The organism is Rhodococcus sp. HNM0569, from assembly GCF_012726205.1.
In the GTDB taxonomy this organism is placed as follows: domain Bacteria; phylum Actinomycetota; class Actinomycetes; order Mycobacteriales; family Mycobacteriaceae; genus Rhodococcus_F.
On the sequence record NZ_JAASAE010000017.1, the window covers coordinates 49,849 to 72,962 of the forward strand.

24 protein-coding genes are annotated in these 23,114 nt (G+C 69.0%); 14 read left to right on the forward strand and 10 right to left on the reverse strand.

The annotated features are described in order from the left end of the window. The first annotated feature begins 29 nt into the window (after positions 1–29). From fadD5 to HCA44_RS18390, 3 genes are all read left to right on the forward strand, one after another. Positions 30–1,634 (forward strand): fatty-acid--CoA ligase FadD5, encoded by a 1,605-nt coding sequence (fadD5, locus tag HCA44_RS18380; RefSeq protein ID WP_169650775.1) that lies wholly within the window; start codon positions 30–32, stop codon positions 1,632–1,634. 83 nt (positions 1,635–1,717) lie between these two features. After that, positions 1,718–2,095: a hypothetical protein gene (locus HCA44_RS21100; RefSeq protein WP_169650776.1), complete on the forward strand. Its 378-nt coding sequence runs from the start codon at positions 1,718–1,720 to the stop codon at positions 2,093–2,095. After that, complete coding sequence (locus tag HCA44_RS18390; RefSeq protein WP_169650777.1) at positions 2,092–2,673, forward strand: AAA family ATPase; 582 nt, start codon at positions 2,092–2,094, stop codon at positions 2,671–2,673. Before HCA44_RS21100 ends, HCA44_RS18390 begins: the two co-directional genes overlap by 4 nt. Before the next feature lie 430 nt (positions 2,674–3,103). Here HCA44_RS18390 and HCA44_RS18395 read toward each other — a convergent pair whose 3' ends face one another. Both HCA44_RS18395 and HCA44_RS18400 read right to left on the reverse strand, forming a co-directional pair. After that, positions 3,104–4,276: an epoxide hydrolase family protein gene (locus HCA44_RS18395; protein WP_346764787.1), complete on the reverse strand. Its 1,173-nt coding sequence runs from the start codon at positions 4,274–4,276 to the stop codon at positions 3,104–3,106. 41 nt (positions 4,277–4,317) lie between these two features. Further along, positions 4,318–4,953 carry a TetR family transcriptional regulator gene (locus HCA44_RS18400; RefSeq protein WP_169650779.1) on the reverse strand — a complete coding sequence of 212 codons (636 nt, stop codon included), beginning with the start codon at positions 4,951–4,953 and terminating at the stop codon, positions 4,318–4,320. A gap of 62 nt (positions 4,954–5,015) precedes the next feature. Here HCA44_RS18400 and HCA44_RS18405 point away from each other — a divergent pair, with 62 nt between their 5' ends. Then, positions 5,016–6,191 (forward strand): lipase family protein, encoded by a 1,176-nt coding sequence (locus tag HCA44_RS18405; protein WP_169650780.1) that lies wholly within the window; start codon positions 5,016–5,018, stop codon positions 6,189–6,191. A 33-nt stretch (positions 6,192–6,224) separates the two neighbouring features. Here HCA44_RS18405 and HCA44_RS18410 read toward each other — a convergent pair whose 3' ends face one another. From HCA44_RS18410 to HCA44_RS18420, 3 genes are all read right to left on the reverse strand, one after another. Continuing rightward, positions 6,225–6,587 (reverse strand): PLDc N-terminal domain-containing protein, encoded by a 363-nt coding sequence (locus HCA44_RS18410; RefSeq protein ID WP_169650781.1) that lies wholly within the window; start codon positions 6,585–6,587, stop codon positions 6,225–6,227. A gap of 130 nt (positions 6,588–6,717) precedes the next feature. After that, a complete protein-coding gene (locus HCA44_RS18415; protein ID WP_169650782.1) occupies positions 6,718–7,611 on the reverse strand; it encodes an alpha/beta hydrolase in 894 nt (297 codons plus the stop codon). Then, positions 7,608–8,972 carry an NAD(P)-binding domain-containing protein gene (locus tag HCA44_RS18420; protein ID WP_169650783.1) on the reverse strand — a complete coding sequence of 455 codons (1,365 nt, stop codon included), beginning with the start codon at positions 8,970–8,972 and terminating at the stop codon, positions 7,608–7,610. The genes HCA44_RS18415 and HCA44_RS18420 overlap by 4 nt, the downstream gene beginning before the upstream one ends. Positions 8,973–9,031: 59 nt before the next feature. On the opposite strand from HCA44_RS18420, the gene fadD1 reads away from it, so the two are divergent. Further along, entirely contained in the window at positions 9,032–10,600 is a 1,569-nt protein-coding gene (gene fadD1, locus HCA44_RS18425; RefSeq protein ID WP_346764788.1) for a fatty-acid--CoA ligase FadD1, read from the forward strand. Here the strand turns inward: fadD1 and HCA44_RS21105 are convergent. Beyond that, positions 10,591–11,262: a VOC family protein gene (locus HCA44_RS21105; protein WP_169650785.1), complete on the reverse strand. Its 672-nt coding sequence runs from the start codon at positions 11,260–11,262 to the stop codon at positions 10,591–10,593. The two genes, fadD1 and HCA44_RS21105, sit on opposite strands and share 10 nt — an antisense overlap. Before the next feature lie 155 nt (positions 11,263–11,417). Between HCA44_RS21105 and HCA44_RS18435 the strand changes: the two genes are divergently transcribed. Beyond that, positions 11,418–12,533 (forward strand): dihydrodipicolinate reductase, encoded by a 1,116-nt coding sequence (locus HCA44_RS18435; protein ID WP_169650786.1) that lies wholly within the window; start codon positions 11,418–11,420, stop codon positions 12,531–12,533. Continuing rightward, positions 12,530–13,045, forward strand: coding sequence for a carboxymuconolactone decarboxylase family protein (locus HCA44_RS18440; RefSeq protein ID WP_169650787.1), 516 nt, complete (start codon positions 12,530–12,532; stop codon positions 13,043–13,045). Before HCA44_RS18435 ends, HCA44_RS18440 begins: the two co-directional genes overlap by 4 nt. On the opposite strand, the gene HCA44_RS18445 is transcribed toward HCA44_RS18440, so the two are convergent. Both HCA44_RS18445 and HCA44_RS18450 read right to left on the reverse strand, forming a co-directional pair. Beyond that, entirely contained in the window at positions 13,030–13,509 is a 480-nt protein-coding gene (locus HCA44_RS18445) for a nucleoside deaminase (protein WP_169650788.1), read from the reverse strand. The two genes, HCA44_RS18440 and HCA44_RS18445, sit on opposite strands and share 16 nt — an antisense overlap. Positions 13,510–13,519: 10 nt before the next feature. After that, a complete protein-coding gene (locus HCA44_RS18450) occupies positions 13,520–14,368 on the reverse strand; it encodes an acyl-CoA thioesterase domain-containing protein (RefSeq protein WP_169650789.1) in 849 nt (282 codons plus the stop codon). 185 nt (positions 14,369–14,553) lie between these two features. On the opposite strand from HCA44_RS18450, the gene HCA44_RS18455 reads away from it, so the two are divergent. The 7 genes from HCA44_RS18455 to HCA44_RS18485 all read left to right on the forward strand — a co-directional run bounded on the left by HCA44_RS18455 (position 14,554) and on the right by HCA44_RS18485 (position 21,589). Then, positions 14,554–16,056, forward strand: coding sequence for an NAD(P)/FAD-dependent oxidoreductase (locus tag HCA44_RS18455; RefSeq protein WP_169650790.1), 1,503 nt, complete (start codon positions 14,554–14,556; stop codon positions 16,054–16,056). Positions 16,057–16,084: 28 nt separating this feature from the next. Next, a complete protein-coding gene (locus HCA44_RS18460) occupies positions 16,085–16,609 on the forward strand; it encodes a hypothetical protein (RefSeq protein ID WP_169650791.1) in 525 nt (174 codons plus the stop codon). Between the two features lie 127 nt (positions 16,610–16,736). Continuing rightward, positions 16,737–17,873, forward strand: coding sequence for an FAD-dependent monooxygenase (locus tag HCA44_RS18465; protein WP_169650792.1), 1,137 nt, complete (start codon positions 16,737–16,739; stop codon positions 17,871–17,873). Beyond that, positions 17,870–18,637, forward strand: coding sequence for an IclR family transcriptional regulator (locus HCA44_RS18470; protein WP_169650793.1), 768 nt, complete (start codon positions 17,870–17,872; stop codon positions 18,635–18,637). The genes HCA44_RS18465 and HCA44_RS18470 overlap by 4 nt, the downstream gene beginning before the upstream one ends. 328 nt (positions 18,638–18,965) lie before the next feature. Further along, positions 18,966–19,745 carry a putative protein N(5)-glutamine methyltransferase gene (locus tag HCA44_RS18475; protein WP_169650794.1) on the forward strand — a complete coding sequence of 260 codons (780 nt, stop codon included), beginning with the start codon at positions 18,966–18,968 and terminating at the stop codon, positions 19,743–19,745. 114 nt (positions 19,746–19,859) lie between these two features. Then, positions 19,860–20,093: a hypothetical protein gene (locus tag HCA44_RS20810; protein ID WP_206038346.1), complete on the forward strand. Its 234-nt coding sequence runs from the start codon at positions 19,860–19,862 to the stop codon at positions 20,091–20,093. Between the two features lie 80 nt (positions 20,094–20,173). Then, positions 20,174–21,589, forward strand: coding sequence for an NAD(P)/FAD-dependent oxidoreductase (locus HCA44_RS18485; RefSeq protein WP_169650795.1), 1,416 nt, complete (start codon positions 20,174–20,176; stop codon positions 21,587–21,589). Between the two features lie 14 nt (positions 21,590–21,603). Here the strand turns inward: HCA44_RS18485 and HCA44_RS18490 are convergent, their stop codons facing one another. Then, positions 21,604–22,059, reverse strand: a complete 456-nt coding sequence (locus HCA44_RS18490; protein WP_169650796.1) for a PaaI family thioesterase — start codon at positions 22,057–22,059, stop codon at positions 21,604–21,606. 284 nt (positions 22,060–22,343) lie between these two features. Continuing rightward, the gene (locus HCA44_RS18495; protein ID WP_169650804.1) at positions 22,344–23,102 is read right to left on the reverse strand and encodes a hypothetical protein; all 759 of its coding nucleotides are present in this window, start codon (positions 23,100–23,102) and stop codon (positions 22,344–22,346) included. Positions 23,103–23,114: the final 12 nt, after the last annotated feature.

The following is a 23,114-nucleotide window of genomic DNA, read 5'->3' on the forward strand; positions in this document are numbered from 1 at the left end:
GACGCGTCACACGACAAGGGGAGCGCGCCATGACCGCTGCGATCGACACGCCCGACATCGCCACCGCCGAGCCGCTGCGCTCACGACGCAACCACTGGAACAACCAGGTCCGTCGCCACGCCTTCATGAACCCCGACATGGTGGCGATCAAGTACCTGGACCGCGAGACGACCTGGCGGCAGCTCGACGAGCGGTCCCGCGCGTTCGCCGCCGCACTGCGCCGGCGCGGCGTGCGCTTCGGCGACCGCATCCTCATGGCACTGCTCAACCGCACCGAATACCTCGAAGCCGTCCTCGGCGCCAACCTGATCGGCGCCATACCCGTCCCGGTCAACATCCGCATGAGCCCCGCCGAGGTCGCCTTCCTGGCCACCGACAGCGGAGCGCATGTCATGGTCACCGAAACGTTGCTCGCACCGCTCGCCGACGCGGGCGCCACCACCACCGGAACCCTCGACACCACGATCGTCGTCGGCGGCAGCGACAGTGCCGACCACCTCGACTACGAGACACTCGTCGCCGAGGACTCGTCCGACCTGCCCGAGATCGACGTTCCCGAAGACACCGTCGCCCTGGTCATGTACACCTCCGGCACCACCGGAAAACCCAAGGGCGCGATGCTCACCCACCAGAACCTGCAGGCACAGGCGATGACCGTGATCAGCACGGCGGACAGCGGACCCGACGACGTGTCGTCGTGCGTGCCGCCGATGTTCCACATCGCCGGCATCGCCGGATTCGCCCCCGTCTTCTACCGGGGTATCCGCGCGGTCATCCACCCACTCGGCGCCTTCGACGCCGACGACATGCTCGACACGATGGAACGTGAAGGCACCACCTCGGTGTTCATGGTGCCCGCCCAGTGGCAGGCAGTGTGCGCGGCACAGCAGGCGCGGCCCCGCGCACTACGCCTGCGCACGATCAGTTGGGGCGCCGCGCCCGCCTCCGACACCGTCCTCGAGGCGATGAACACGACCTTCCCCGACGCACTCAACCTGACCGCCTTCGGCCAGACCGAGATGTCGCCCGTCACGTGCATCCTCGAAGGCAAGGATGCGCGGCGCAAGATCGGCTCGATCGGCAAGGTCGTCCCCGCCGTCACCGCGCGCATCGTCGATCCCCTCATGAACGACGTCGCACCCGGCGAAGTCGGCGAGATCGTCTACCGCGGGCCGAATCTCATGAAGGGATACTGGGAGAACCCGCAGGCCACCGCCGACGCCTTCGCGGGCGGGTGGTTCCACTCGGGCGACCTCGTGCGCCAGGACGACGAAGGCTTCCTCTACGTCGTCGACCGGGCGAAGGACATGATCATCTCCGGCGGCGAGAACATCTACTGCGCCGAAGTCGAGAACGTGCTCTACGGGCACCCCGCGATCGCCGAGGCCGCCGTCATCGGCCGCGCCGACGACAAATGGGGCGAGGTGCCGATCGCCGTGGTCGCACTCGCCGACGGCGTCGACACGCTCACCCTCGACGAGCTCGGCGCCTACCTGAACGACAACCTCGCCCGCTTCAAACAGCCGAAGGGCCTCGTCGTCGTCGACGCACTGCCGCGTAACGCAGGCGGCAAGGTCGTCAAACCCACCCTGCACAGCGCGTACGGCAGCAAGGACGCAGGACTCGAGCACTGACCTTCGAGAGCGGTCACCCGCGTGTAGCAGATTGCTACACTGAGGTGGTCCGTTCCGACACGATGCCCGCGTAAGGAAGACGTATGACGAACGCCACGGATCGAGTCACCCGGTTTTCTTCCGATCTGGTGGACGCCGCGGCGTCCGAGGGGGAGCGGGAGAACAGGTCCGCCCGCCAGCAGCTCGAGCACTGGGCGCGCGTCGGCCGCGAGGTCTCCAGTCAGCAGCAGGTGGCCCGGCGGCGGGTCGAGGCCGCGCTGGCCGGGCGCCTGCCACTGCGCGAGTTGTCCGCGGAGGAAGGCGTGGTGTTCAACGCCGAGGTCGCGGCGGGACTCGACGAGTCGCTCGCCACGGGCAATCACGTCGCCGACCGCGCCGCACGCGGCCTCGCGAGCGTCGTGCTCGACGAGCAAGGGCGCGTCGTCAAACACCTTCCGGACGGCACCCAGATCGTGCTGTGAGGAGACTCGACCTCGTCGTCGGCCCCAACGGCGCCGGCAAGTCCACCTTCGTCGCGCAGCGCCTCGCTCCACTGCTCCCCGGAAGCAGCTTCGTGAACGCGGACGACCTTGCCCGGCAACGGTGGCCACGCTCCCCGGAGGAGCACTCGTACGAGGCTGCTCGGATCGCCGCGACCATCCGTGACGCGCTCCTCGAGCGAGGGGAGTCGTTCATCGCCGAGACCGTGTTCTCGCATCCGTCGAAGCTCGAATTCGTCGACCGAGCGCGGCGCGCGGACTATGTGGTCGTGCTCCACGTCCTGCTGGTACCGGTCGAGTTGTCGGTCGCTCGCGTCGCCGAACGAGCCGTCGAGGGTGGCCACCGGGTGCCCGAGGACAAGATCCGCGCGCGCTTCGACAGGCTTTGGCCGCTCGTCGCGCAGGCTGTCGCGCGGGCCGACCACGCGACCGTCTACGACAACACGGCTGCCGACGTCACGCGCATCGTGGCGCGCTTCGCCGGCGGCGAGCAGGTGGGTGACGCGAACTGGCCCTCATGGACTCCGGTGTCGCTGATCGGGCAAGTGGAACAAAACTGACTGACCTCAAAACGTCACAGTGACGAAATGACCGAGAGTGGCCGGAGGTGGGGAAGCGGTCGCCGGAGTCGTCGATTCGGGACAAGCGAGCGAAAGCCCGGATCCCGCGGCGGTCTCGCTCTTCGGCTCGCTCATTCGGTGGCGTGAATAATATGCGCGACGCGTCATGCGCGCGGTACGTGCCGTGCACACGACGACAGCCGCGGAGCCGTCGGAATCCCAGGTCGGCGAAACGGCCGAAAATCGGTCTACGGGTACACCCATGGACCACTTCCGGCCCATATCCGCCCAGGTGGAAAAAGCGCCGATAATCTACATTATGTCAACTAACACGAGGAAAGGACCTCGGGAGCGGCTCTGCCGGCCACCCCCGCCGGGCTCCCCACGCGGCGCTGTCGACGCCCCCTGTCGCTCTCGTCCACCGCTCGGCTCACCGGTCGGCGGCAAGCACGGCCGTCAGTCCTTGCCGCAGATCGTCGACGAAGAACTCCGGCATCTCCATCGCCGGGAAATGTCCCCCGGCATCGGGTGTGCTCCAGCGAACGATCCGCCGGTACCGTTCCTGCGCCCACGGACGCGGGCACTTCTCGACGTCGTGCGGGTACATCGTGAGTGCTGCGGGAACGTCGACCCGCAGTTCGGGATCGAGCGAGTTGTGGCTCTCGTAGTAGATGCGGGCCGCCGACGCCCCGGTCTGCGTGAGCCAGTACAGCGTGACGTCGTCGAGAATCCGGTCGCGGGACATCGTGTCGAACGGGCTGTCCCCCGTGTCCGACCATTCGGCGAACTTGTCGAGGATCCATGCGAGCAGCCCGACCGGCGAATCGACGAGTGAGTAGCCGATGGTCTGCGGGCGCGTCGCCTGCTGTTTCGCGTACGCCGCGCGGTGAGCCCAGAAGTCGCGTGTCTCGCCGACCCATTCGCGCTCGATCGGCGTGAGGCCGTCCGTGGTCGACCCGGGCGCTGCCTCGGCGAACGTCGTGTGGATGCCGATCACGTGTGCCGGGAAGCGGCCACCGAGGACGGTGGCGATATTGCCTCCCCAATCGCCGCCGTGCGCGAGGAATCGACCGTATCCGAGCCGGCTCATGAGTTCGACCCATGCCGCGGCGATCTTCTCGGTGCCCCACCCGGTGGCGGCCGGCTTGTCGCTGTACCCGAAGCCCGGGAGCGACGGCACGACGACGTGGAAGGCGGGCGCCTCCGTCTCCGCCGGATCTGCCAACTCGTCCACGATGTCGACGAAGCGGACGATGCTGTCCGGCCAGCCGTGCGTCATGATCAGCGGCGTCGCATCGGCGCGTGTGGATCGTCGGTGCAGGAAGTGGATTCCCAGTCCGTCGATGGTTGTGCGGAACTGGCCGATCCGGTCGAGCCGTTCCTCGAAAGGCCGCCAGTCGTAGTCCGTGCGCCAGTACTCGACGATCTCGACGAGGTCGGCCAGCGGGACACCCTGCTCCCAGCGCGCCCGGCCGGACGCGTCGGAACGAACCGTCTCGGCCTCGGGCAACCGTGCCGTAGCCAGACGCGCACGCAGTTCGTCGAGTTCGGCGTCCGGTACGCGGTGTTCGAAGGGATGCACAGCACTGATCGGGTGGGACACGAGACCTCCTGTCGGCGGCGATCCCCGACGTCGAGACGGCATCACGCGGGCGGAACGCCCAGCATCGCACAGACGATCCGTTCGATCTCACCTTCGAATGCACGAAGGTCCGGGGCGTCGCCGTGATCGCGCGCGCGTTCCCATGCGGCGTAGGAGCCGATGACGAAGCGCACCATGAGCCCGACGCGGCGGCGTCCGTGCTCGGTGGGCAACGGCAGCGCTGCCGCGATGCGGTTGAGCAACGACGCGAGAACGTCGAGCGAGTCGTCCGACGGGTAGTAGTCCGCGCTCACCGATTCCGGTGTGGGTACGGCGAGGACGTCGAGTGGCGCGGTGGCGAGCCATTGTTCGTTGAATCGTGCCCAGTAGCTCGGATCGTGGGTGCCGACCTGGGTGGTGAGCGGGTGCACGTACGCGTGGACGAGTCGTTCGAGTTCCGGGCGTTCGTCGTCGGAGGCGACGAGCGCGGCGCGTTCGACGTTGATACGTGGTGCGTGCCGAGACCAGATCTGGTCGAGCAGCCCGTGCCACGACCCGAAGTGGTACGCGATGGCCGAATTATTCCGCTGCCCGGCGTCTTTGAGCACCTCGCGTGCCGACACGCCGTGGATGCCGCGGCGTGCGATGAGCTTCTCGGCCGAGTCCAGGAGAGCGAGACGGCCATTTGACAGAGGCATGGATCACACATTACTGAGAACCTCGTCTCGATTCTTAATGCATTCGTCTTAACGGAGGTTTCATGCGCCACTTCCCCACCCGCGCCGCGGTCACCGCGGTCGCCGCGACGACCTTGTTGACGCTGACGGCCTGTGCCGATACCGCCGACTCCCCCGACGAGCTCGCCGCAGGCAGCCTCGTGACCGATCGGCCACTCACCTCGGCGGCGGCGTTGCCGAGTGCGGCTCGTTCGGAACTCGTCACGTACCTGTCCGAGGGCGCCGACGGACGGCCCGTCCTCGTGTCCGGCACGGTCGCGATCCCGGCAGGCGACGCACCGGAGGGCGGCTGGCCCGTCGTGAGCTGGGCGCACGGCACGACGGGCGTCGGCGACCCGTGCGCACCGTCGGCGGACACCACCGGCGGGCCGGCGCACAGCTACGTCTCGCGCACGTCGGCGATGCTCGACCGGTGGGTCGCCGACGGCTATGCCGTCGTGCAGACCGACTACGAGGGGCTGGGTACGCCCGGCGAGCATCCGTACATGAACGGCGACAGCGCGTCGAACAGTGTGGTCGACATCGTGCGCGCGGCCCGCGCACTCGATCCGTCGATCGGCACCCACTGGATCGCGATGGGCCACAGTCAAGGCGGTCACGCCGCGCTGTTCACCGCGGCACGCGGCGCCGCCCGTGCACCGGAGCTCGACCTCGAGGCAGTGGTGTCCTTCGCGCCGGGTTCGCGCACGAGCGATACCGCGGAGTACTTCCGGACCGGTGGACCCGGGATCGAGCAGGCGTTGAGTTTCCTGCCGGTGCTGTTGTTGGGTGCGGAAGCAGCGAAGCCGGAGTTGTCCGCCGACGCGATGCTCACCGACACGTCACGGCCGCTGCTGACCGCGGCGCGCACCGGATGCATGGACGACGTCCGCGCCGCAGCAGCGTCGGTCCCGCTCGATCAGGTGTTCGCGCCGGACGCGGATCTGACCGGCCTGCGTGACTACTACGCGACCCAGGAACTCGAGGGGCTCACCCCGACGGTGCCGACTCTCGTCGTGCAGGGGACGGACGACGCACTCGTCTCGCGTGCGGTGACCGACACGGTGACGGAAGCGTTGTGCGGCAACGGCGCCGACCTGACCTATCGGGTCTACGACGGCGCCGACCATCGTGCGGTGCTCGAGGAGTCGCTCGACGACGTGCGCGCGTTCGTGACGACGGCCCGCGACGGTGGCGACGCAGGCAGTACGTGCGCCTGAGTCCTGTGCGCCTGACGTCCGTGTGTGCGGGCGTCAGGCGTCGTCGGCGCGACGTTGCTGCTCGCGGTACGTGCGACGCTGCGCTTCGGCACGTTCGCGGCACCGGCGCAAGAACTCCTCGTCGGCGGCCGAGTTGGTCGCGAGCTGACGTCCGGGCCGTTCGTACTCGGGAAATGCAGTCGTCGGGGCTGGACCGCGAGTGGAGGCGCCGCCGAATCGGGCTCCCTCCGGCCGTCCGATCCCGATCCACAACAACGATCCGACGAGCGGAAGCAGCAGCACGACGAACACCCAGGCGACCTTGGGGAGATGCCGCACCGCGTAGGTGTCGGCGCACACCACGTCGATCAGGCACAGCACCCAGATCACCATCACGATCAGGCTCAGATACGGCACGACTCCCCCTCGTCTCGGCACCGCGGGCACGGACCGTCACAGTTCGGACCAGATGGTATGTTCCCGACCCCCGTCCATCGTCGCCGGGGGCGGCTTCGTTTCAGCTGGTCCGCGTGTCCCGCACGGGGTCTCACAGGGGCTGGCGCACCACCCGTTCGACGAACCGCACCTGATGTTCGACGGCGCGGGTGTGGTGGCTCGTTCCCGGCCACACGTCGAAGTGGTCGCACGGATAGCGGTGGACGAGTGCCCGCGCGTCGAATGCGGCGCGTGCGGCGCTGTCGGGCGGCGCCGACCGGTCGAAGTCGGCGATCTGCACGAGCATCGGCACGTTGATGCGCCGGGCGTGCCGTGCGGGCCGGTAGGACGGCAGCTCGAACAACACCCCGGGGTCTACTTCGTTGCGCCACGACGGTCCCGCGATCGCCCGGTACGACTCGTCGGCGCCCGGACTGGTGAGGGCAGCGTGGGTGCCGGGCGGCCCGACGACGGGCATACGCCGTGTGCCTCGGCTCGCGGCCGACCGGACGCCGTCGAGGACACCGGATGCGAACTCCCGGGGCGACCGCTCGCGAACCGAGTGCGCTGCCGCGGCAGGGCCACTCACGAGGGGCGTGAGCGCGACGGCAGCGGCGAGCGCGGGTGTCTCGGCGGCGAGCTCGAAGACGTGCCCGCCGGACAGCGACACTCCCCACGCGACGAGCCGCGCCGGATCGACGCCGGGCAGTGCGCGGGCCGCGGAGAGCGCGGCGCGGTAGTCGTCGACCTGCGCCCGCATCGACACCTTCTGCCGCGGCGCTCCCCCACTGTCGCCGAAGCCACGGAAGTCGAACGCGAGCGTGTCGATGCCGGCGCGGGCGAATGCCTCGGCGAACGGGGCGAGCCCCGAGTCCTTGGTACCCGCGAGTCCGTGCGCCATCACGACGCACGGAGCATCTGCCTCGTCCGGTGCACGGTCCGCTCGGAAGTGCCACGCGTGGATGTCGGCCGTGCCGGAGCGGAAGCGGACGGTGTCGCGGATCATGCCCCCACACCCCCGCCCTGCGCTGCGCCGAGCGTGACGGGGCCCGACGCGTCGACGCGGGCGCGGCCGTCGCGCAGCTCCCGGGTGCGCAGGTCGTGCTCGTACAGGAAGTAGTCGACCTGCTGGGTGTGCCGTGGCCGGTCGTTCATGTGGCCCAGGTACTTCCGGTGATCGGCGTCGATGACGCGTTCCATCTCGTCGGGTTCGGGTGGCCGGTAATGGCCGCCCAGGTAGGCGGCGACGAGCCGTGCCTGTGCTTCGACGAACGGGAACAGGGTGGGCGTCGCCTGGGCGAGCCCGACGAAGAGCAGGTCGTCGGTCCCGGGCGCGAAGATGCGCTTGTAGAGCCGGATCCGGTTGTCCGGTGCGGCGACGACGTCGGGAGCGAAGAACGGGAAGGTGATGTTGTAGCCGGTCGCGCACAGCAGGACGTCGAACTCGGCGGACGAGCCGTCGGCGAAGGTGACGGTGGTGCCGTCGACCGACGAGACGTCGGGTTTCGGAAGGATGTCGCCGGATCCGAGACGCAGCGGCAAGTCGCTCGACTGGGTGGGGTGCGCTTCGAAGAAGTGATGGTCGGGTGTCGGCAGCCCGTACCGTTCGGGCCGGCCGGTGGTGATCAGCGGACCGAGCCGGGCCATGCGGCGTTGCCACGAGAACGGCAGGTGGGGTGAGGTGCGGTAGTACTTGTCGGCGGGCACGCCTGCGATGTACTTGGGCACGATCCACGCGCTCGACCGGGTCGAGAGCGTGACGGTGTTGCGCAGTGAACGTGACGACAACTCGACCGCGATGTCGGCTGCGCTGTTGCCGAGTCCGACCACCAGGATCCGTTTTCCGTGCAGGTCGAGCGGCGCGAACGGGTCGACGTACGAGTGCGAGTGCAGGACGTCGCCGGCGAAGTGCCCGGCGAACTCGGGCAGCCGCGGGTCCCAGTGGTGCCCGTTCGCGACGACGAGCGCGTCGAAGGTGCGGGCCGTGCCGTCGCGGGTGGTGAGCCGCCAGCCGCCGCCGGGCAGCGGGTCGGCTTCGTCCACGGCTGTCTCGAACTCGATGTTCCGTTTCAGGTCGAAGGCGTCGGCGTAGCCCTCCAGGTACTGCCGGATCAGGCTGTGGTGCGGGAAGTCCGGGTACTCCTCGGGCATCGGATAGTCCTTGAAGGACAGTTGGTGTTTCGACGTGTCGATGTGCAGCGACCGGTAGGCACCGCTGTGGCCACCTTTGGTGCCGAATGCCCAGTTGCCTCCGACGCCGTCGGACATCTCGTAGCAGGTGTACGGAATCCCGTAGTCGGAGAGCATCTTTGCGGTGGTGAGACCGCTGATGCCTGCGCCGATCACGGCCGTGCGAGGGTGGGACACCGAGAACCTCCGAGCTTCGGACACTTGTCCACTTCTGTGGTGTGTGTCACAGTATGCCCGTGGTCGAGACCCTCCAGCAACTGCTCCGGGAACGCGCACACGACACCACCGTCGGGCTGCGGCACGGTGATTCGTCGTGGACCTGGCGAGAGCACGTCGCCGACGCGTCCGCCGTCGCCGCCCACCTGATCTCGCTCCTGGACCCGCAGCGGCCACCCCATGTCGGCGTGCTGCTGGGCAACTCCCCCGACATGGCCCGTTCGCTCGCCGCCGCGGCGCTCGGCGGGTACGTCCTGTGCGGGCTCAACACCACGCGGCGAGGTACCGCGCTGGCCGCCGACATCGCCCGCGCCGACTGTCAGCTCGTCGTCACCGACGACGAGCATCGGCACCTGCTCGACGGCCTCGAACTCGGCGACGTCCCCGTGCTGGTCACCTCCGACGCGCAGTGGCAGGCGCTGTCCGGGTCCGAAGCTCCCGCACTCGCACCGCTGCGCGAGTCCGCGCCCACCGACACGTTCATGCTCATCTTCACGTCCGGCACGAGCGGCGACCCGAAAGCCGTTCAGGTCAACCACATGACCGTCCTCGTCGCCGGCACCGTACTCACCGATCGCTTCGCGCTCGGACCCGACGACGTGTGCTACGTGTCGATGCCGCTGTTCCACTCGAATGCGGTGCTCGCCGGCTGGTGTGTCGCGCTCGCGTCGGGCGCCGCGCTCGTGCCCGCACGATTCTCTGCATCGCACTTCCTCGACGACATCCGCCGGTACGGCGCCACCTATATGAACTACGTCGGCAAGCCCCTCGCCTACGTCCTCGCGACCCCGGAGAAGACCGACGACGCGGACAATCCGCTTCGCGTCGCATTCGGCAACGAGGCGGGTGATCTCGACATCCTCGACTTCGGGCGCCGGTTCGGGTGCACCGTGTGGGACGGCTTCGGTTCCACCGAGAATGCCGTCATCGTCACGCGCGTCGACGGCACGCCACCGGGGTCGATCGGCCAACCGTTCGACGGAGTCGCGGTGTACGACCCGGTGACCGGAGTCGAATGCCCCCGGGCGGTGTTCGACCGGACCGGGGCACTCGTCAACCACGACGATGCGGTGGGCGAACTGGTCAACACCTACGGTGCCGGCATGTTCGCCGGCTACTACCGCAACCCTGCCGCGACCGACGAGCGTCTGCGCGACGGCATGTACTGGAGCGGAGACCTCGCCTACCGCGACGCAGACGGGTTCGTGTACCTCGCGGGCCGCACCGGCGACTGGATGCGGGTCGACGGCGAAAACCTCACGGCGGCACCGATAGAGCGGATCCTGCTCCGCAACCACGCGGTCAGCCAGGCCGCGGTGTACGCGCTGCCCGATCCGCGGGCCGGCGACCAGGTGATGGCCGCACTGGTGCTCGTGGACGACGCGGACCTCACTCCGGAGGACTTCGCCCGTTTCCTCGGGGAGCAGCCGGACCTGTCGCCGCACGCGTGGCCGCGCTACGTGCGTCTCGCGGCCTCCTTGCCGTCGACCGCGACGAACAAGGTCCTCAAACGCGAACTCGTCGCGCAGGGCACCGCCACATCGGATCCGTTGTGGACCCGCCGGGGCCGCAGCCGTGTCTACGCGTGACGGACGTGCTCGATCAGAAGAGTCGCCGTGCCGAGCGCGTCGTCGCGCACCGTCACGACGCGGGTCCCCGGTTTGCGGCCGGGTCGGATCTCGCTCACGTCGACGCCCGACTCCACGAGACGCGCGCGGGTCGTCTCGAGGTCGACGCTGCGCCACGCAACGCCCCACAGCGCCACAGCGTCATCCGCTCCCTCGACGCCTGCGAGTACCTCGACGACGACCTCGGTGGCGCGGAAGAACAACTGCTCGACGCCCCTGGTCGACTGTGCGAGACGGAAATCCAGCCCGAGGACACCGCCGAACAGGGCGATGGCCTGCACGCGGTCGGGTGCGGTGAACACGACGTGGTCGATACGGTCCACGTCACGCTCCGGATCACGGTCGGCGGTGGCTGCGCGCGTCCCGACGCCGAGCGCAGGGTACTGCCGTGCCACGAGACCGGCGGCGTGCGGCGACAGTGCGAGGCCGCGGCGTTCGAGCAGCCGGCGCGTCCGGTCGAGATCGCCGCAGCCGAACACGATTCGCGCCGTGTCGTCCACGGGGCGGTCGACGCAGTGATCGACGACGACAGCGCCGTTGGCCACGACGGGCTCCACGCCTTCGGCGAGCCCGAACAGGCGCCGGTAGCCGCGTGCGGTGTCCGAACCGCCGGGGACGACCACGGTCGCGGTGCTCAGACGAGTTGCGGCGACCGGGCGAGATGCAGGAACAGGGCGGGCGTCGTCGTCACTCGTGTGCACGCACCCATCGAATCATGCGCCCGCCGGAGTGCCGCCGATCCCTTCCGAAACGAGAACGTGTTCTCTAGTCTGGCCGCATGAGCAGCACATACTCCGGAGCCGACGCTCACCCGCTGCAGACCGTCGTGTGGGGCACCGGCAATGTGGGGCGCGCAGCGATCCGTGCGGTGCAGGCTCACCCGGCGCTAGCCCTGTCCGGGGTCGTCGTGCACTCGGAGGCGAAGATCGGCGTCGACGCGGGCGAGCTCGCGGGACTCCCCACGACCCTGGGCGTCCCGGCGACCGGTGACCTCGATGCCGCGCTCGCAGGGGCCGACGCCGTCGTGTACGCCGCCTCGGGCGACCTGCGGCCCGACGACGCACTCGCCGACGTCCTGCGCGCGGTGCGCGCCGGAGCAGTGGTCGTGACGCCGTCATTGTTCGCGCTCTACGATCCGCCGTCCGCGCCTGCGGACGTGCGCGACGCGGTCGACGAGGCGATCGCAACCGGTGGCGGCGCACTGTTCGTCTCCGGCGTCGACCCCGGCTGGGCGAACGACATCCTGCCACTGCTCGCCTCGGGCCTCGCGTCGTCGATCTCGCAGCTGCGGTGCCAGGAGATCTTCGACTACACGACCTACGACCAGCCCGATGCCGTGCGGATTCTCACCGGCATGGGGCAGCCCATGGACTACGAGCCGCCCATGCTCGTCGCAGGCGTGCCCACGATGGTGTGGGGCGGCCAGCTGCGGCTGCTCGGACGCGCCCTCGGCATCGAATTCGACGACATCGTCGAGCGACACGACCGACGCGCGCTGACCGACACGGTCGACACGCCGCTCATGGGCAGATTCGACGCAGGCACGCAGGGGGCTGTGCGCTTCGAACTCGAAGGGCATGTCGCCGGCGACGCCGTGGTCGTCGTCGAACACGTCACCCGCATCGACGCCGCCTGCGCTCCGGACTGGCCGCAGGTGCCCGACGGTGGTGCCGGGGTGCACCGTGTGATCGTCGAGGGACGGCCACGAATCGAGATCGACGTCGTCGCCACCGACGAAGGCGGCAACCGGGCGGCCGGAGGAAATGCCACCGCCGTCGGCCGGCTGGTCAATGCGATCCCCTGGCTGCGCGACGCGGGCCCGGGACTCTACGACGCACTCGACGTCCCGATCCAGCCGGGCGTCGGCAAACTCGGAAAGGCCACGTTGCCATGACGATCGAACCGACCGCGCTCATCGACGTCCCCGAGGGGAAGGATCCGCTCGCCTTCGTGTGGGGCGAGATGGTCCCCGGCATCGGCCCCGCGGCCGCGACGTTCTCCGCGAAGGTGTACTCCGACACGACGCTCGGGCTACGGGAGTTCGAGGCGGCCCGGCTGCGCATCGCGCAGATCAACGGCTGCGTCTTCTGCCAGGACTGGCGCACCGAGCGCGACGGCCGGACGGTCGAGGACGGGTTCGACGACGCCGTCGCGCACTGGCGCACCGCCACCGGCTTCGACGACCGCACCCGGCTGGCCGCCGAGTACGCGGAACGGTACGCACTCGATCACCACGGCCTCGACGACGCCTTCTGGGCCCGCATGACTGCCGCCTACACGCAACGCGAGGTCGTCGAGCTCACGATGTGCCTCGGATCGTGGCTCGCGTTCGGACGGCTCAATCACGTACTGGGTCTGGACACACGGTGCGCAGTGCCCACACAGCCGACTCAGCCACCGAGCTGACACCGGCGGTGCAGTGCGCGCATCTCCTCGACCAGTTCGTCCGCCGGGCCCTCGGCCACGACACCCGGGGCGACGTCGCGCACGGGGAGCGCCGCGACGGGCGGCTCCGGCACACCCCACTCACGCAGCCATCCCGTCAGCTGCGCCGACGACACTGCATACACGATGCGGCCCAACCCGACCCACGCATGCGCCGCCGAGCACATCGGGCAGTGCTCACCCGACGTGTACACCGTGCACGCACCGCGCTCGGCTGCGGGCACGTGCTCGGCAGCCCACCGTGCGAGAGCGAACTCGGGATGGCGCGTGTGGTCTCCCCCCGCGACGCGATTGCGGTCCTCGGCGAGCACGACCCCGGTCGCCGACACGAGCACCGACCCGAACGGCTCGTCGCCCGCGGCGAGTGCGTCGCCGGCGAGGGTCACGCATCGGCGGAGATGAACGAGATCGCCTCGGGTGATCATCGCGCGCCGCTCACAGCGCGGCCCGCGCGCCGACACGGAACTTGTCCTGCCCGAAATCGATCTGGCGTCGCGCATTCGACAGTGCGGTCACCACACACGTGCCGAAGGCGCCCTGCCTGTCGTACATGGTGGTGCTGCCGACCGAGATGCCGCCCGCCGCGAAATGGTTCTCGGCTTCGAGTCCGAGGTCGTCGGAGACGGGTAGCCGCGAGACCACCATCGTGAGGTCGGCGTTGATGTATCCGACACCTTCGCTGCCCCAGTTCGTCATGAGGCTCGTCATCTCGCCCACCGTCGCGGCCCGCACGAACGGTGACGACACCTCCCCCACGACGACGTCGAGTTGCCGCTGCCACATGCGTTTGCGTCCATTGCCCTGGTGGTCGGGCATCGACGACGACCACACCTCGGCACCGTCGTCACTCGAGAACAGCGGCGCACCCGGGCCGGACCAGTCGATGCCGAGAGTGTCCGGCGGATGCGGCACCGGATTCACCTTGGTCCAGAGTTCGCCCGCGGGTGCCTCGCCCGCGCGCAGGAGTACCAGCGTCGCCCGGGTGACGACCTCACCGTCCTGCAGCACGTCGGCGTCGGCGACGACGATACGGTTGCCCGCGCGCACGATTCGGGTCTGCACCGTGGTGAGCTCCGACCGCACCGGCTTGAAGATGTCGACGGTCAGCCGCGACGGCACGAATCCTTCGCGTCCGTGATCTCGTTCGAGTTGCCGCGCGACGAGACCGCACACCGCCGAACCGTGCAGCGTGCCGTGGCCCCAACTGCTGCGCGCGAGGCGCTGCGGCTCGAAACCTCCGTCCGATTCGGCGAAGAAGCCGAGCCGTAGGTCCGTCGAGGTCATGGGGTCTCCTCCGCGCTCCGATGGCTGCACGTGCACAGCCGACCACGCCGACACTAGAACGCGTGTCAGCGGCGGGCAAAGCCGCCCCGTCCCGATCGCGGTACCGCGCCCCGGGATCTTTACCGTGACCCCGGGGTACAGCCATACTGACGGCCACCACCGTCGGTGTACCGGAAGGCCCAGCCATGCACTCAGGCAAGACGTCCGTCGCACCCGATCACGATGCGATCGTCGTCGGCGCCGGCTTCGGCGGAATGGGCGCCGCGATCGCGCTGCAGCGGCGCGGCCTGCACGACATCGCGATCTACGAACGTGAGGACGATCTCGGCGGCACGTGGCACGTCAACCACTATCCCGGCCTCGCGGTCGACATCGCCTCGGTCACCTACTCGTATTCGTTCGAGCCGAACCCGCACTGGAGCCGCCTGTTCGCACCGGGCAGCGAGCTCGCCGCCTACGCCGCGCGGATCGCCGACAAGTACGATCTCCGTCGCCGCATGCGCTTCGGTACCGCAGTCGAAAGCGCGACCTGGGACGACGACGACCAGCTGTGGCGCGTGACGCTCGCGGACGGCGCGAGCGTCACCGCGCGGTTCCTCGTCACGGCCACCGGCTTCCTGTCCCAGCCGCACACACCCGCCTTTCCGGGCATCGACTCGTTCGCCGGAAGGATCCTGCACACGGCCGACTGGGACGACCACTACCGCCCCGACGGGCGCCGTATCGCCGTCGTCGGTACGGGTGCGACCGCGGTTCAACTGATTCCCGAACTCGCCCGCACCGCTGCGGAGCTCACCGTCTTTCAGCGCACACCCATCTGGGTGGTGCCCAAGGTCGACTTCCGCATCCCCCGCGCGGTGCGGTCGCTGTTCGCGGCCGTCCCGAGCTCGCAGCGTGCCGCCCGGACCATCAGCAACACGATCCTCGAGCTGCTGATGGTCGTGGGCGTGTTGCGCTTCCGCCAGGCCAAGAGACTCAATCGCGGTGCGGCGCTGCTCGCGAAAGCCCACCTGCGCGTACAGGTGCGCGACGCCGCGACGCGACGCGCGCTGACTCCCGACTACGACTTCGGCTGCAAGAGACCGACATTCTCGAATCGGTACTTCCGCGTCTTCAACCGACCCGACGTGCACCTCGACACCGACGGCATCGAGCGGGTCGAACCCGACGCTCTCGTCACGACCAGCGGTCGGCGCATCCCGGTCGACACGCTCGTCCTGGCTACCGGATTCAACCTGTGGGACGTCAACTTCCCGGCGTTCGAGATCATCGGCCGCGGCGGCCGCAATCTCGGGAAGTGGTGGCGCGAGAGCCGCTTCCAGGCATACGAGGGCATCACCGTGCCGGGCTTCCCGAACCTGCTCAGCCTGAACTCCCCGTACGCGTACAGCGGGCTGTCGTATTTCACGACGATCGAGTCGCAGATGGCGCACATGGACCGGCTGCTCGGCGAACTGGACCGCAGGGGTGCGAGCACCTTCGAGGTCACCGAGCGGGCCAACTCCGAGTTCCTCGACGCGATGACCCACAACCTGCAGGATTCGGTGTTCGTGGACGGCCGCTGCGCCTCCTCGCGTAGCTACTACTTCAACCAGCACGGCGAAGCGACTTTGTTGCGACCGAACTCGACTTCGGCCACGTTCCGTGCGGCGCGCAGCTTTCCGGTGGACGATTACACGTACGTGTGACGTACACGACTCGGACGGAAGGGAATCGATGAGCAACCCGTACGGAGACGATCGAACCCGGCGTTACGACGCGGCGCAGCCCTACGGCGCCCCCCAGGACCCTCGCTACGTGCCCGGCTCCCCGGCCCCGGGCACGCCACCCGGCCCCCGTCTCGACACGGGGCCCTTCCTCGCGGGGGTGGCAGCGACAGCACTCGTCGCGGCGATCGCGGGCTGGGTGCTCACCGCCATCATGCAGGCGCTCTGGGAACGGTTCGAGTGGGGCACGGTGTGGGCGTACGGGCTGATCGACCCGTGGAACGCCGCGATCACCGGTGCGATCGCGGCGGCACTGTCGGGTCTGCTGATGTGGCTTCTCGTGCAGGGAGTTCCGTCGCCCGCGACGTTCTACTCGTGGATCACGACGCTCGTGGTGATCGCCGTCGTGGTGCTGCCTTTCCTCGCGGCCTCGACGTGGGAGGCGGCGCTCGCCGCCGGCATCGTGCACGGCGCACTCGGCATGGTCGTCATATCGCTCACGAACGTGGTCGCGGGGCGCACCGTGCACAGGTGACCTGGCGTTCGAGGTGCGCGCCCCTGCTCGCTGTCGTACATTCATGATCACTCTGTACATATTTGATCATTTTGTGCAGACTTGAACGTACAGCGGGCCGGGTACCGCGCACACTCGAGGAGGATCCATGTCCCACTTCGCCGTCGTCGGCGCCGGAATCGGCGGACTCAGCGTCGCCATCGCGCTGAGGAAAGCCGGTCACGACGTCACCGTGCACGAGCAAGCGCGCGCATTCGGCCGGGTCGGAGCCGACATCAACCTCACCCCGAATGCCGTCAACGCCCTCGACGGGCTCGGCGTCGGTGCCGAGATCCGCGCGGCGGCCGCACGGCCCACCCACCGCATCAGCCGCACCTGGGACAGCGGCGAAGAAACCTCGCGGCTCGCGATGGCCGACACCGCGCAGGACCGCTACGGCGCACCGCAGCTCACGATGCACCGGGCCGACCTGATGACCGCTCTCGAGCATGCTGCGGGAGACGTCATCCGCTTCGGGAGCAGAGTGCACGGCCTCCACGCCGACCACACCGGGGTCGAACTCGAGTTCGCCGAGGGCGGAACCGCCCGGGCCGATGCCGCGATCGGCGCCGACGGCATCCACAGCGCGGTGCGCAGCGCATTGTTCGGACCCGAGCAACCCCAGTTCACCGGCGTCGTCGCCTACCGATCCGTCGTTCCGGTCACGCGGCTCGCCGGCGTCCCCGACGTGGGCGCCTTCACCAAGTGGTGGGGCCCGGATCCCGACACCCAGATCGTCACCTTCCCGCTCGGTCACGGGAACGTCTTCGTGTTCGCGACCACGCCACGGTCGACGTGGACCGAGGAGTCCTGGACCCTGCCCGGCGACCCCGACGAATTGCGTTCGCACTACACCGACTTCCACCCGCACGCACGCGCTCTCCTCGACGCGTGCGAGGAAGTCCTCGCATCGGCCCTGTACGTACGCGACCCACTGCCACGCTGGGGCACCGGATCCGCCACCCTGCTCGGCGACGCGTGTCACCCGATGACCCCGTTCATGGCACAAGGCGCCGGGCAGTCGATCGAAGACGCCGTCGTCCTCGCGCGATGTGTCGAAGCGTATTCCGGCCTCGGCGACGCGTTCGCCGCGTACGAGCACTCACGGCAGGAACGCACCGCGCGCATCCAGATCGGATCGCGCGGCAACAACTGGCTCAAGGACGCGGGTAACGGCGACTGGGTGTACGAGTACAACCCCTGGACTGCCCCGCTCGCAGGCCCGCAGGTAGCGTCGCCGGCGTGACCGAGGACGCGCCGAGCACCCCCGTTCAGCGTGCGTTCCGCCTCCTCGAGCACATCGCGGCAGGCGGAACCACCACCAACTTCAGCGAGATCGCCCGCGCCACCGGCATCAATCGCGTCACCGCGACGAGACTCCTCGCTGAACTCGAGAACGCCGGAATGGTCGAGCGCTCGCCTGGCGGCGGCCACCGTGCTGCGATGCCGCTGCTCGCCCTCGCAGCACGGGTGCTCGCGGACGAGACCCTGGTGTCCATGTCCGAGCGCGCCCTCGAAGAACTCGGACGCCGACTCGGACTCTCGGCGTATCTCGTCGTCCTCGACGGCACGGACGCGGTGTACCTGCGTCGCCATCTCCCCGATCAGCCGCTGGTCAGCAACATCACCACCGGAAGCCGCGTACCTGCCCATCTCACGACACCCGGGCGGGTCCTCCTCGCCGGCCTGACCCCGGCGGAACGCGACACGTGGCTCGGGCAGGCTCCACTCACCACTGTCGACGGCAGCCCGCTACCCGCCGCCGAACTCGCGGAGACGCTCGACGGGGTCGCCGAACGCGGATTCGACTGGTCGTTCTCGGGCTACGAGGCCGGAATCGACTCGTGCGCGGCACGCGTCGTCGACGTCGGCGGCACGACCGTCGCGGCGCTCAGCGTGGCAGGCCCGTCGCATCTCGTCGGCGCCGCGGACGAACGTAGGCAGCAGGTCCGCGGTGCCGTCACCGATGCGGCCCGCGCTCTGTCCGACGCACTTCGGTTCGCCCGCTGACCGACTCGGTCTCCGAGTTGTCGGGTCCTGTCTGTCGAGGCATCGGTGGTGATGTGTGGGTGACGGAAGGGTGGTGATTTCTGCTTTTCCTGGTGTTCCGTCCGCGCCGGAGTATTTCCGTACGCATGAACCCGGATCGACAGAGACGTTCTCGCTAGGTGTGTGTTCCGACACGAGCACCCCGGTCGTCCCCGGCTTCAGTGCCCGAAAAAAGTGCGGCACATCCCCCGCCATGTGCGGCTCCGACTCCCTCGCCGGCCCCTCCCCTGCCCTGACGACGCGGACACCGGCACTCCTACGACTGGCGGGCGCCGGGTAGCGTCGCGGCGTGCACCCGTCGAACCCGTCGCTCGCGGCGCGACTGCGCGCCGCGGGATGTGTCTACGCCGAGGACGAGGCTCGGTTGCTCGTCGAGAACGCCCGCGACGCGGCCCACCTCGAACGGATGGCGGCCGACCGGGTGTCGGGCACCCCGATCGAGTACGTCCTGGGGTACGCGCTCTTCCGGTCCGAGCGCATCGTGGTCGCTCCGGGAGTCTTCGTCCCCCGGCTGCGTACCGAGGCGCTCGTCCGGGCGGCTCTGCCGCGGCTGACGCCCGGGGACGTCGTGGTCGAGATGTGCTGCGGCAGCGCGCCTGTCGCGACGGCCCTCGCCCGTGAGATATCCGGGGTGATCGTCCACGCCGCCGATGTCGACCCCGTCGCGATCGCCGTCGCACGCACCAATCTGACCGGCCTCGGCGAAGTTCACGCCGGCGACCTCTTCGACGCCCTGCCCCGCGAATTGCGTGGGCGCGTCGACCTGCTCGTCGCGAACGCGCCCTACGTTCCCTCCGCCCACATCGCTCTCATGCCGCGTGAGGCCCGCGAACATGAGCACGAGACGGCGCTCGACGGCGGTCCCGACGGCACTCGACTGCAGCGGGCCGTGGCCGAAGGCGCGTCCGGATGGCTCTCCCCCGGAGGTGCGCTGCTGCTCGAGACGAGCGCGACACTCGCGGATCGCACGGAGGCCGTGGTGGTGGACGCCGGTTTTCGGGCCCATGCACGGGCGTTTCGCGACCTCGACGCGGTGGTCGTCGAGGGGGTGCTGCGCCGGACCTCGTAATTGTTCGGGAATTTCCGTCGTTCCGTCCTGGCCGGATTGTCGACGGTCGGTCGATTCTTCCCCTCCTCCGGGCACCCGAAAGTAAGTTGGGGGCATCACGAGAGGAGGTCCCCCATGGACTGGGCCGAGATCGGTGCCGCGTTCGGATTCGTCGTCGTCGGCATCACCGTGGTGGTCGTCGTCGCCCTGGTGTGCGCCCTGTTCTTCTTCTCGATCCGAGGCGACTTCTCGGGTCCGGAACGACAGGACTTCGACGACGATCGTCTCCGCCGGGAATACCCCGACCTCGAACGCATCCGGGAGCGCCCGGACGACTACGGAACCCCACCGCGACGCCCCCTGGAGTGAGCCCCCACTCGGCACACCACTCCCCTGTTCGCCGCCACCCGAATTCCCACCGCTGCCCCGCCTTCGTCGACAGGAGCGAGATGAGCACCGACCCCAGGCAAGAGGAACCGCTGCACCCCGACCGGCACCAGGTGGTCGTCGTCGGCTCGGGCTTCGGCGGACTGTTCGCCACCCGTGCTCTCGACAAGACCGATCTGGACGTCACCATGGTCGCTCGTACCACGCACCACCTGTTCCAGCCGTTGCTGTACCAGGTGGCGACAGGCATCCTGTCGGTCGGCGACATCGCGCCCGCGACCCGGCTCGTGCTGCGCAAGCAGAAGAACGCTCAGGTGCTGTTGGGCGACGTCGAGGACATCGACCTCGAGAAGCAGACCGTCACCTCGACGCTCCTCGGCCGTCCGACGGTCACGCGTTACGACAGCCTGATTCTCGCCGCGGGCGCCGGACAGTCGTACTTCGGGAACGACCGGTTCGCCGAGTTCGCGCCGGGCATGAAGACGATCGACGACGCACTCGAACTACGCGGCCGCATCCTCGGTTCGTTCGAGCTCGCGGAGGTCACGACCGATCCGCTCGAACGGCAGCGATTGCTCACCTTCGTCGTGGTGGGCGCGGGCCCGACAGGTGTCGAACTCGCGGGTCAGATCGCCGAGCTCGCCCGGCGCACGCTGCCGGGCGCCTTCCGCCACATCGACCCGACCGACGCGCGGGTCATTCTCCTCGACGGCGCGGACGACGTACTGCCGGTCTACGGCGGCAAGATCAGCCGAGTCGCCCGCAACGACCTCGAGGAACTCGGCATCGAGGTGCAACTCGGAGCGCTCGTCACCGACGTCGACTCGACCGGGCTCGTCGTCAAGGACAAGGACGGCACGCAGCGCCGGATCGAGTCGCGGTGCAAGGTGTGGTCGGCGGGCGTACAGGCCAGCCCGCTCGGCAAGATCGTCGCCGATCAGGCCGGTGCCGAGGTGGATCGGGCAGGCCGCGTGCTGGTACGCCCCGACCTCACATTGCCCGGCCACCCCAATGTGTTCGTCATCGGCGACATGATGTCGCTCGACAAGCTGCCGGGCCTCGCGCAGGTGGCGATGCAGGGCGGCCGCTACGCCGCGAAACAGATCGAAGAGGGTCTGCACGGCGCATCACCCGACGCACGACCGCCGTTCAAGTACTTCGACAAGGGATCGATGGCGACCATCTCGCGGTTCAACGCGGTCGCCAAGGTCGGCAAGCTCGAGATCACCGGCTTCATCGGGTGGGTGGCGTGGCTCGTCGTGCACCTGATGTACCTCGTCGGCTTCCGCAGCCGGCTGTCGACGATCATGTCGTGGACCGTGACCTTCCTGGGCAAGGGCCGGTCCCAGATGGCGTCCACCGAGCAACAGGTGTTCGCGCGCGTCGCCCTCGAGCGCATCCAGCGTGAAGACGGCAAGTCGACCGGCACGTCGGGTTCGGAGAAGGAAAACCCGGGTCCGGACCGGGCGACCGGCTGACCCCCTGGCGGGGGTCAGCTGCCGAGGCGTGCCGTGTCGGTGATGTTCGCGAGGCGCACCTGCCCCTTCGCGATCAGTCGGTCTGCCGCGTCGGTGATGCGCACCTCCCACAGCTGCTGCGTGCGGCCGCGATGGATCGGCCGACCGACGGCGGTCAGGGTGCCCTCCCGCGTGGCGCGGAGGAAGTCGGTGGTGTTGTTGACGCCGACCACGTGCCCCTGCTCGCCGAGCCACACGCTGCCCGCGACGCTCGCCACCGACTCGACGACGGCGCACAGGACGCCGCCGTGGAGGATTCCGTTGGGCTGGTGCAGTTCGGGACGCACCGTCCACTGCGCGCTCACCCGGTCGGGTGTCAGCTCCGTGTAGTCGAGGCCGATCAGCTGGTCGAATCCACGCCCCGTTCCCGAGGTGGCCGCCGCTGCCCGCTCGTCGACTGCCTGATTCTCGACCGCATGTGATTCGACCATGTTCGCTCCTGGTGTTCCGTGGTTCCGGCGATCCGTCACGCACGGCGCCGCACTCACTTGACTACACGACGTGCGAGGCAGCGAATACGTGGGGGCATCCTCGACGAGACCGACGGCCCCGCACCTGGATCAGGTACGGGGCCGTCGTCGCAAGGACCGGGAGTCTCTGCAGCCCTCAGGACTCCGGTTCGGCCCGGTGGAGTGTGACGAGCACTGCGATCGACTATAGGGAAGGCTTGCCTAACTAGCAAGACCTTCGGCGGCAGATTCGCCGAGTGTCGGACTCATGCCGTGTACTGCAGCCGCCTCCTGCGTGACCACTCGGCCGGCACCCGGCGATGCCGCTCGCGCACCGGCAACCCTGCCGCGACGAAGCCGTCGAGCAACAACTGTCCGCGACGGTGCGCGGCGAGGTCGCCACCACCCGCCATGAGCGGGACACACCCCGACGCGCCGAGCACGGCATCACCCACCGCACTCCAGAATCGCTGCGCGTCGATCGGCGTACACCGCGCGACGGCGTCGAACACCGTCGTGAGTGAGCCGGTGCATCGATGAGCTGTCCACAGCGCGAGCGCACGCTCACACGGCAGCGTCACGGTGCCACTCGTCGCCGCGAGCGGATCGCCCGGCAGGACGCGGAGCGTCTCGTCCGCGACTCCGGCCCAGTCGATGCCTTCGTCGTTGTCCATGTGGATGTGCAGGTTCTCGACACCGGGATCCCACGCGCGCGCTTCGAGGACGAACAGCGCCGCGACACGACCGACGACCGCGTGGATCAACGACGTCGCGACCTGCATCGCGGCGGCCTCGGGGTGCCCCAGATCTTCGAGCGCGCGTTTCCACATCCGATGCACGCGATCGCCGGTGGGTGCCCCTTCGAGCGCCCACCAACGCCGCCGCCCTTCGTCGGCCATCGCCGCCACTGCGTACATGCGCGGATAGTCGGGATTGAGGGTGCGCAGCCGGTCGCAACACTGCCCGAGCGCCGTTCCGCAGTTGCGTGCGGTACGGGGGCCGAGTGTGGTGCAGGGCGCGAACATCGTGGTCACCGA

Coding starts and splice junctions, on each gene's coding strand:
- fadD5 (WP_169650775.1), top strand. CDS start 30: ATGACCGCTGCGATCGACACGCCCGACATCGCCACCGCCGAGCCGCTG.
- HCA44_RS21100 (WP_169650776.1), top strand. CDS start 1,718: ATGACGAACGCCACGGATCGAGTCACCCGGTTTTCTTCCGATCTGGTG.
- HCA44_RS18400 (WP_169650779.1), bottom strand. CDS start 4,953: ATGCCTCTGTCAAATGGCCGTCTCGCTCTCCTGGACTCGGCCGAGAAG.
- HCA44_RS18405 (WP_169650780.1), top strand. CDS start 5,016: ATGCGCCACTTCCCCACCCGCGCCGCGGTCACCGCGGTCGCCGCGACG.
- HCA44_RS18415 (WP_169650782.1), bottom strand. CDS start 7,611: ATGATCCGCGACACCGTCCGCTTCCGCTCCGGCACGGCCGACATCCAC.
- HCA44_RS18435 (WP_169650786.1), top strand. CDS start 11,418: ATGAGCAGCACATACTCCGGAGCCGACGCTCACCCGCTGCAGACCGTC.
- HCA44_RS18440 (WP_169650787.1), top strand. CDS start 12,530: ATGACGATCGAACCGACCGCGCTCATCGACGTCCCCGAGGGGAAGGAT.
- HCA44_RS18445 (WP_169650788.1), bottom strand. CDS start 13,509: ATGATCACCCGAGGCGATCTCGTTCATCTCCGCCGATGCGTGACCCTC.
- HCA44_RS18450 (WP_169650789.1), bottom strand. CDS start 14,368: ATGACCTCGACGGACCTACGGCTCGGCTTCTTCGCCGAATCGGACGGA.
- HCA44_RS18455 (WP_169650790.1), top strand. CDS start 14,554: ATGCACTCAGGCAAGACGTCCGTCGCACCCGATCACGATGCGATCGTC.
- HCA44_RS18460 (WP_169650791.1), top strand. CDS start 16,085: ATGAGCAACCCGTACGGAGACGATCGAACCCGGCGTTACGACGCGGCG.
- HCA44_RS18465 (WP_169650792.1), top strand. CDS start 16,737: ATGTCCCACTTCGCCGTCGTCGGCGCCGGAATCGGCGGACTCAGCGTC.
- HCA44_RS20810 (WP_206038346.1), top strand. CDS start 19,860: ATGGACTGGGCCGAGATCGGTGCCGCGTTCGGATTCGTCGTCGTCGGC.
- HCA44_RS18485 (WP_169650795.1), top strand. CDS start 20,174: ATGAGCACCGACCCCAGGCAAGAGGAACCGCTGCACCCCGACCGGCAC.
- HCA44_RS18490 (WP_169650796.1), bottom strand. CDS start 22,059: ATGGTCGAATCACATGCGGTCGAGAATCAGGCAGTCGACGAGCGGGCA.
- HCA44_RS18495 (WP_169650804.1), bottom strand. CDS start 23,102: ATGTTCGCGCCCTGCACCACACTCGGCCCCCGTACCGCACGCAACTGC.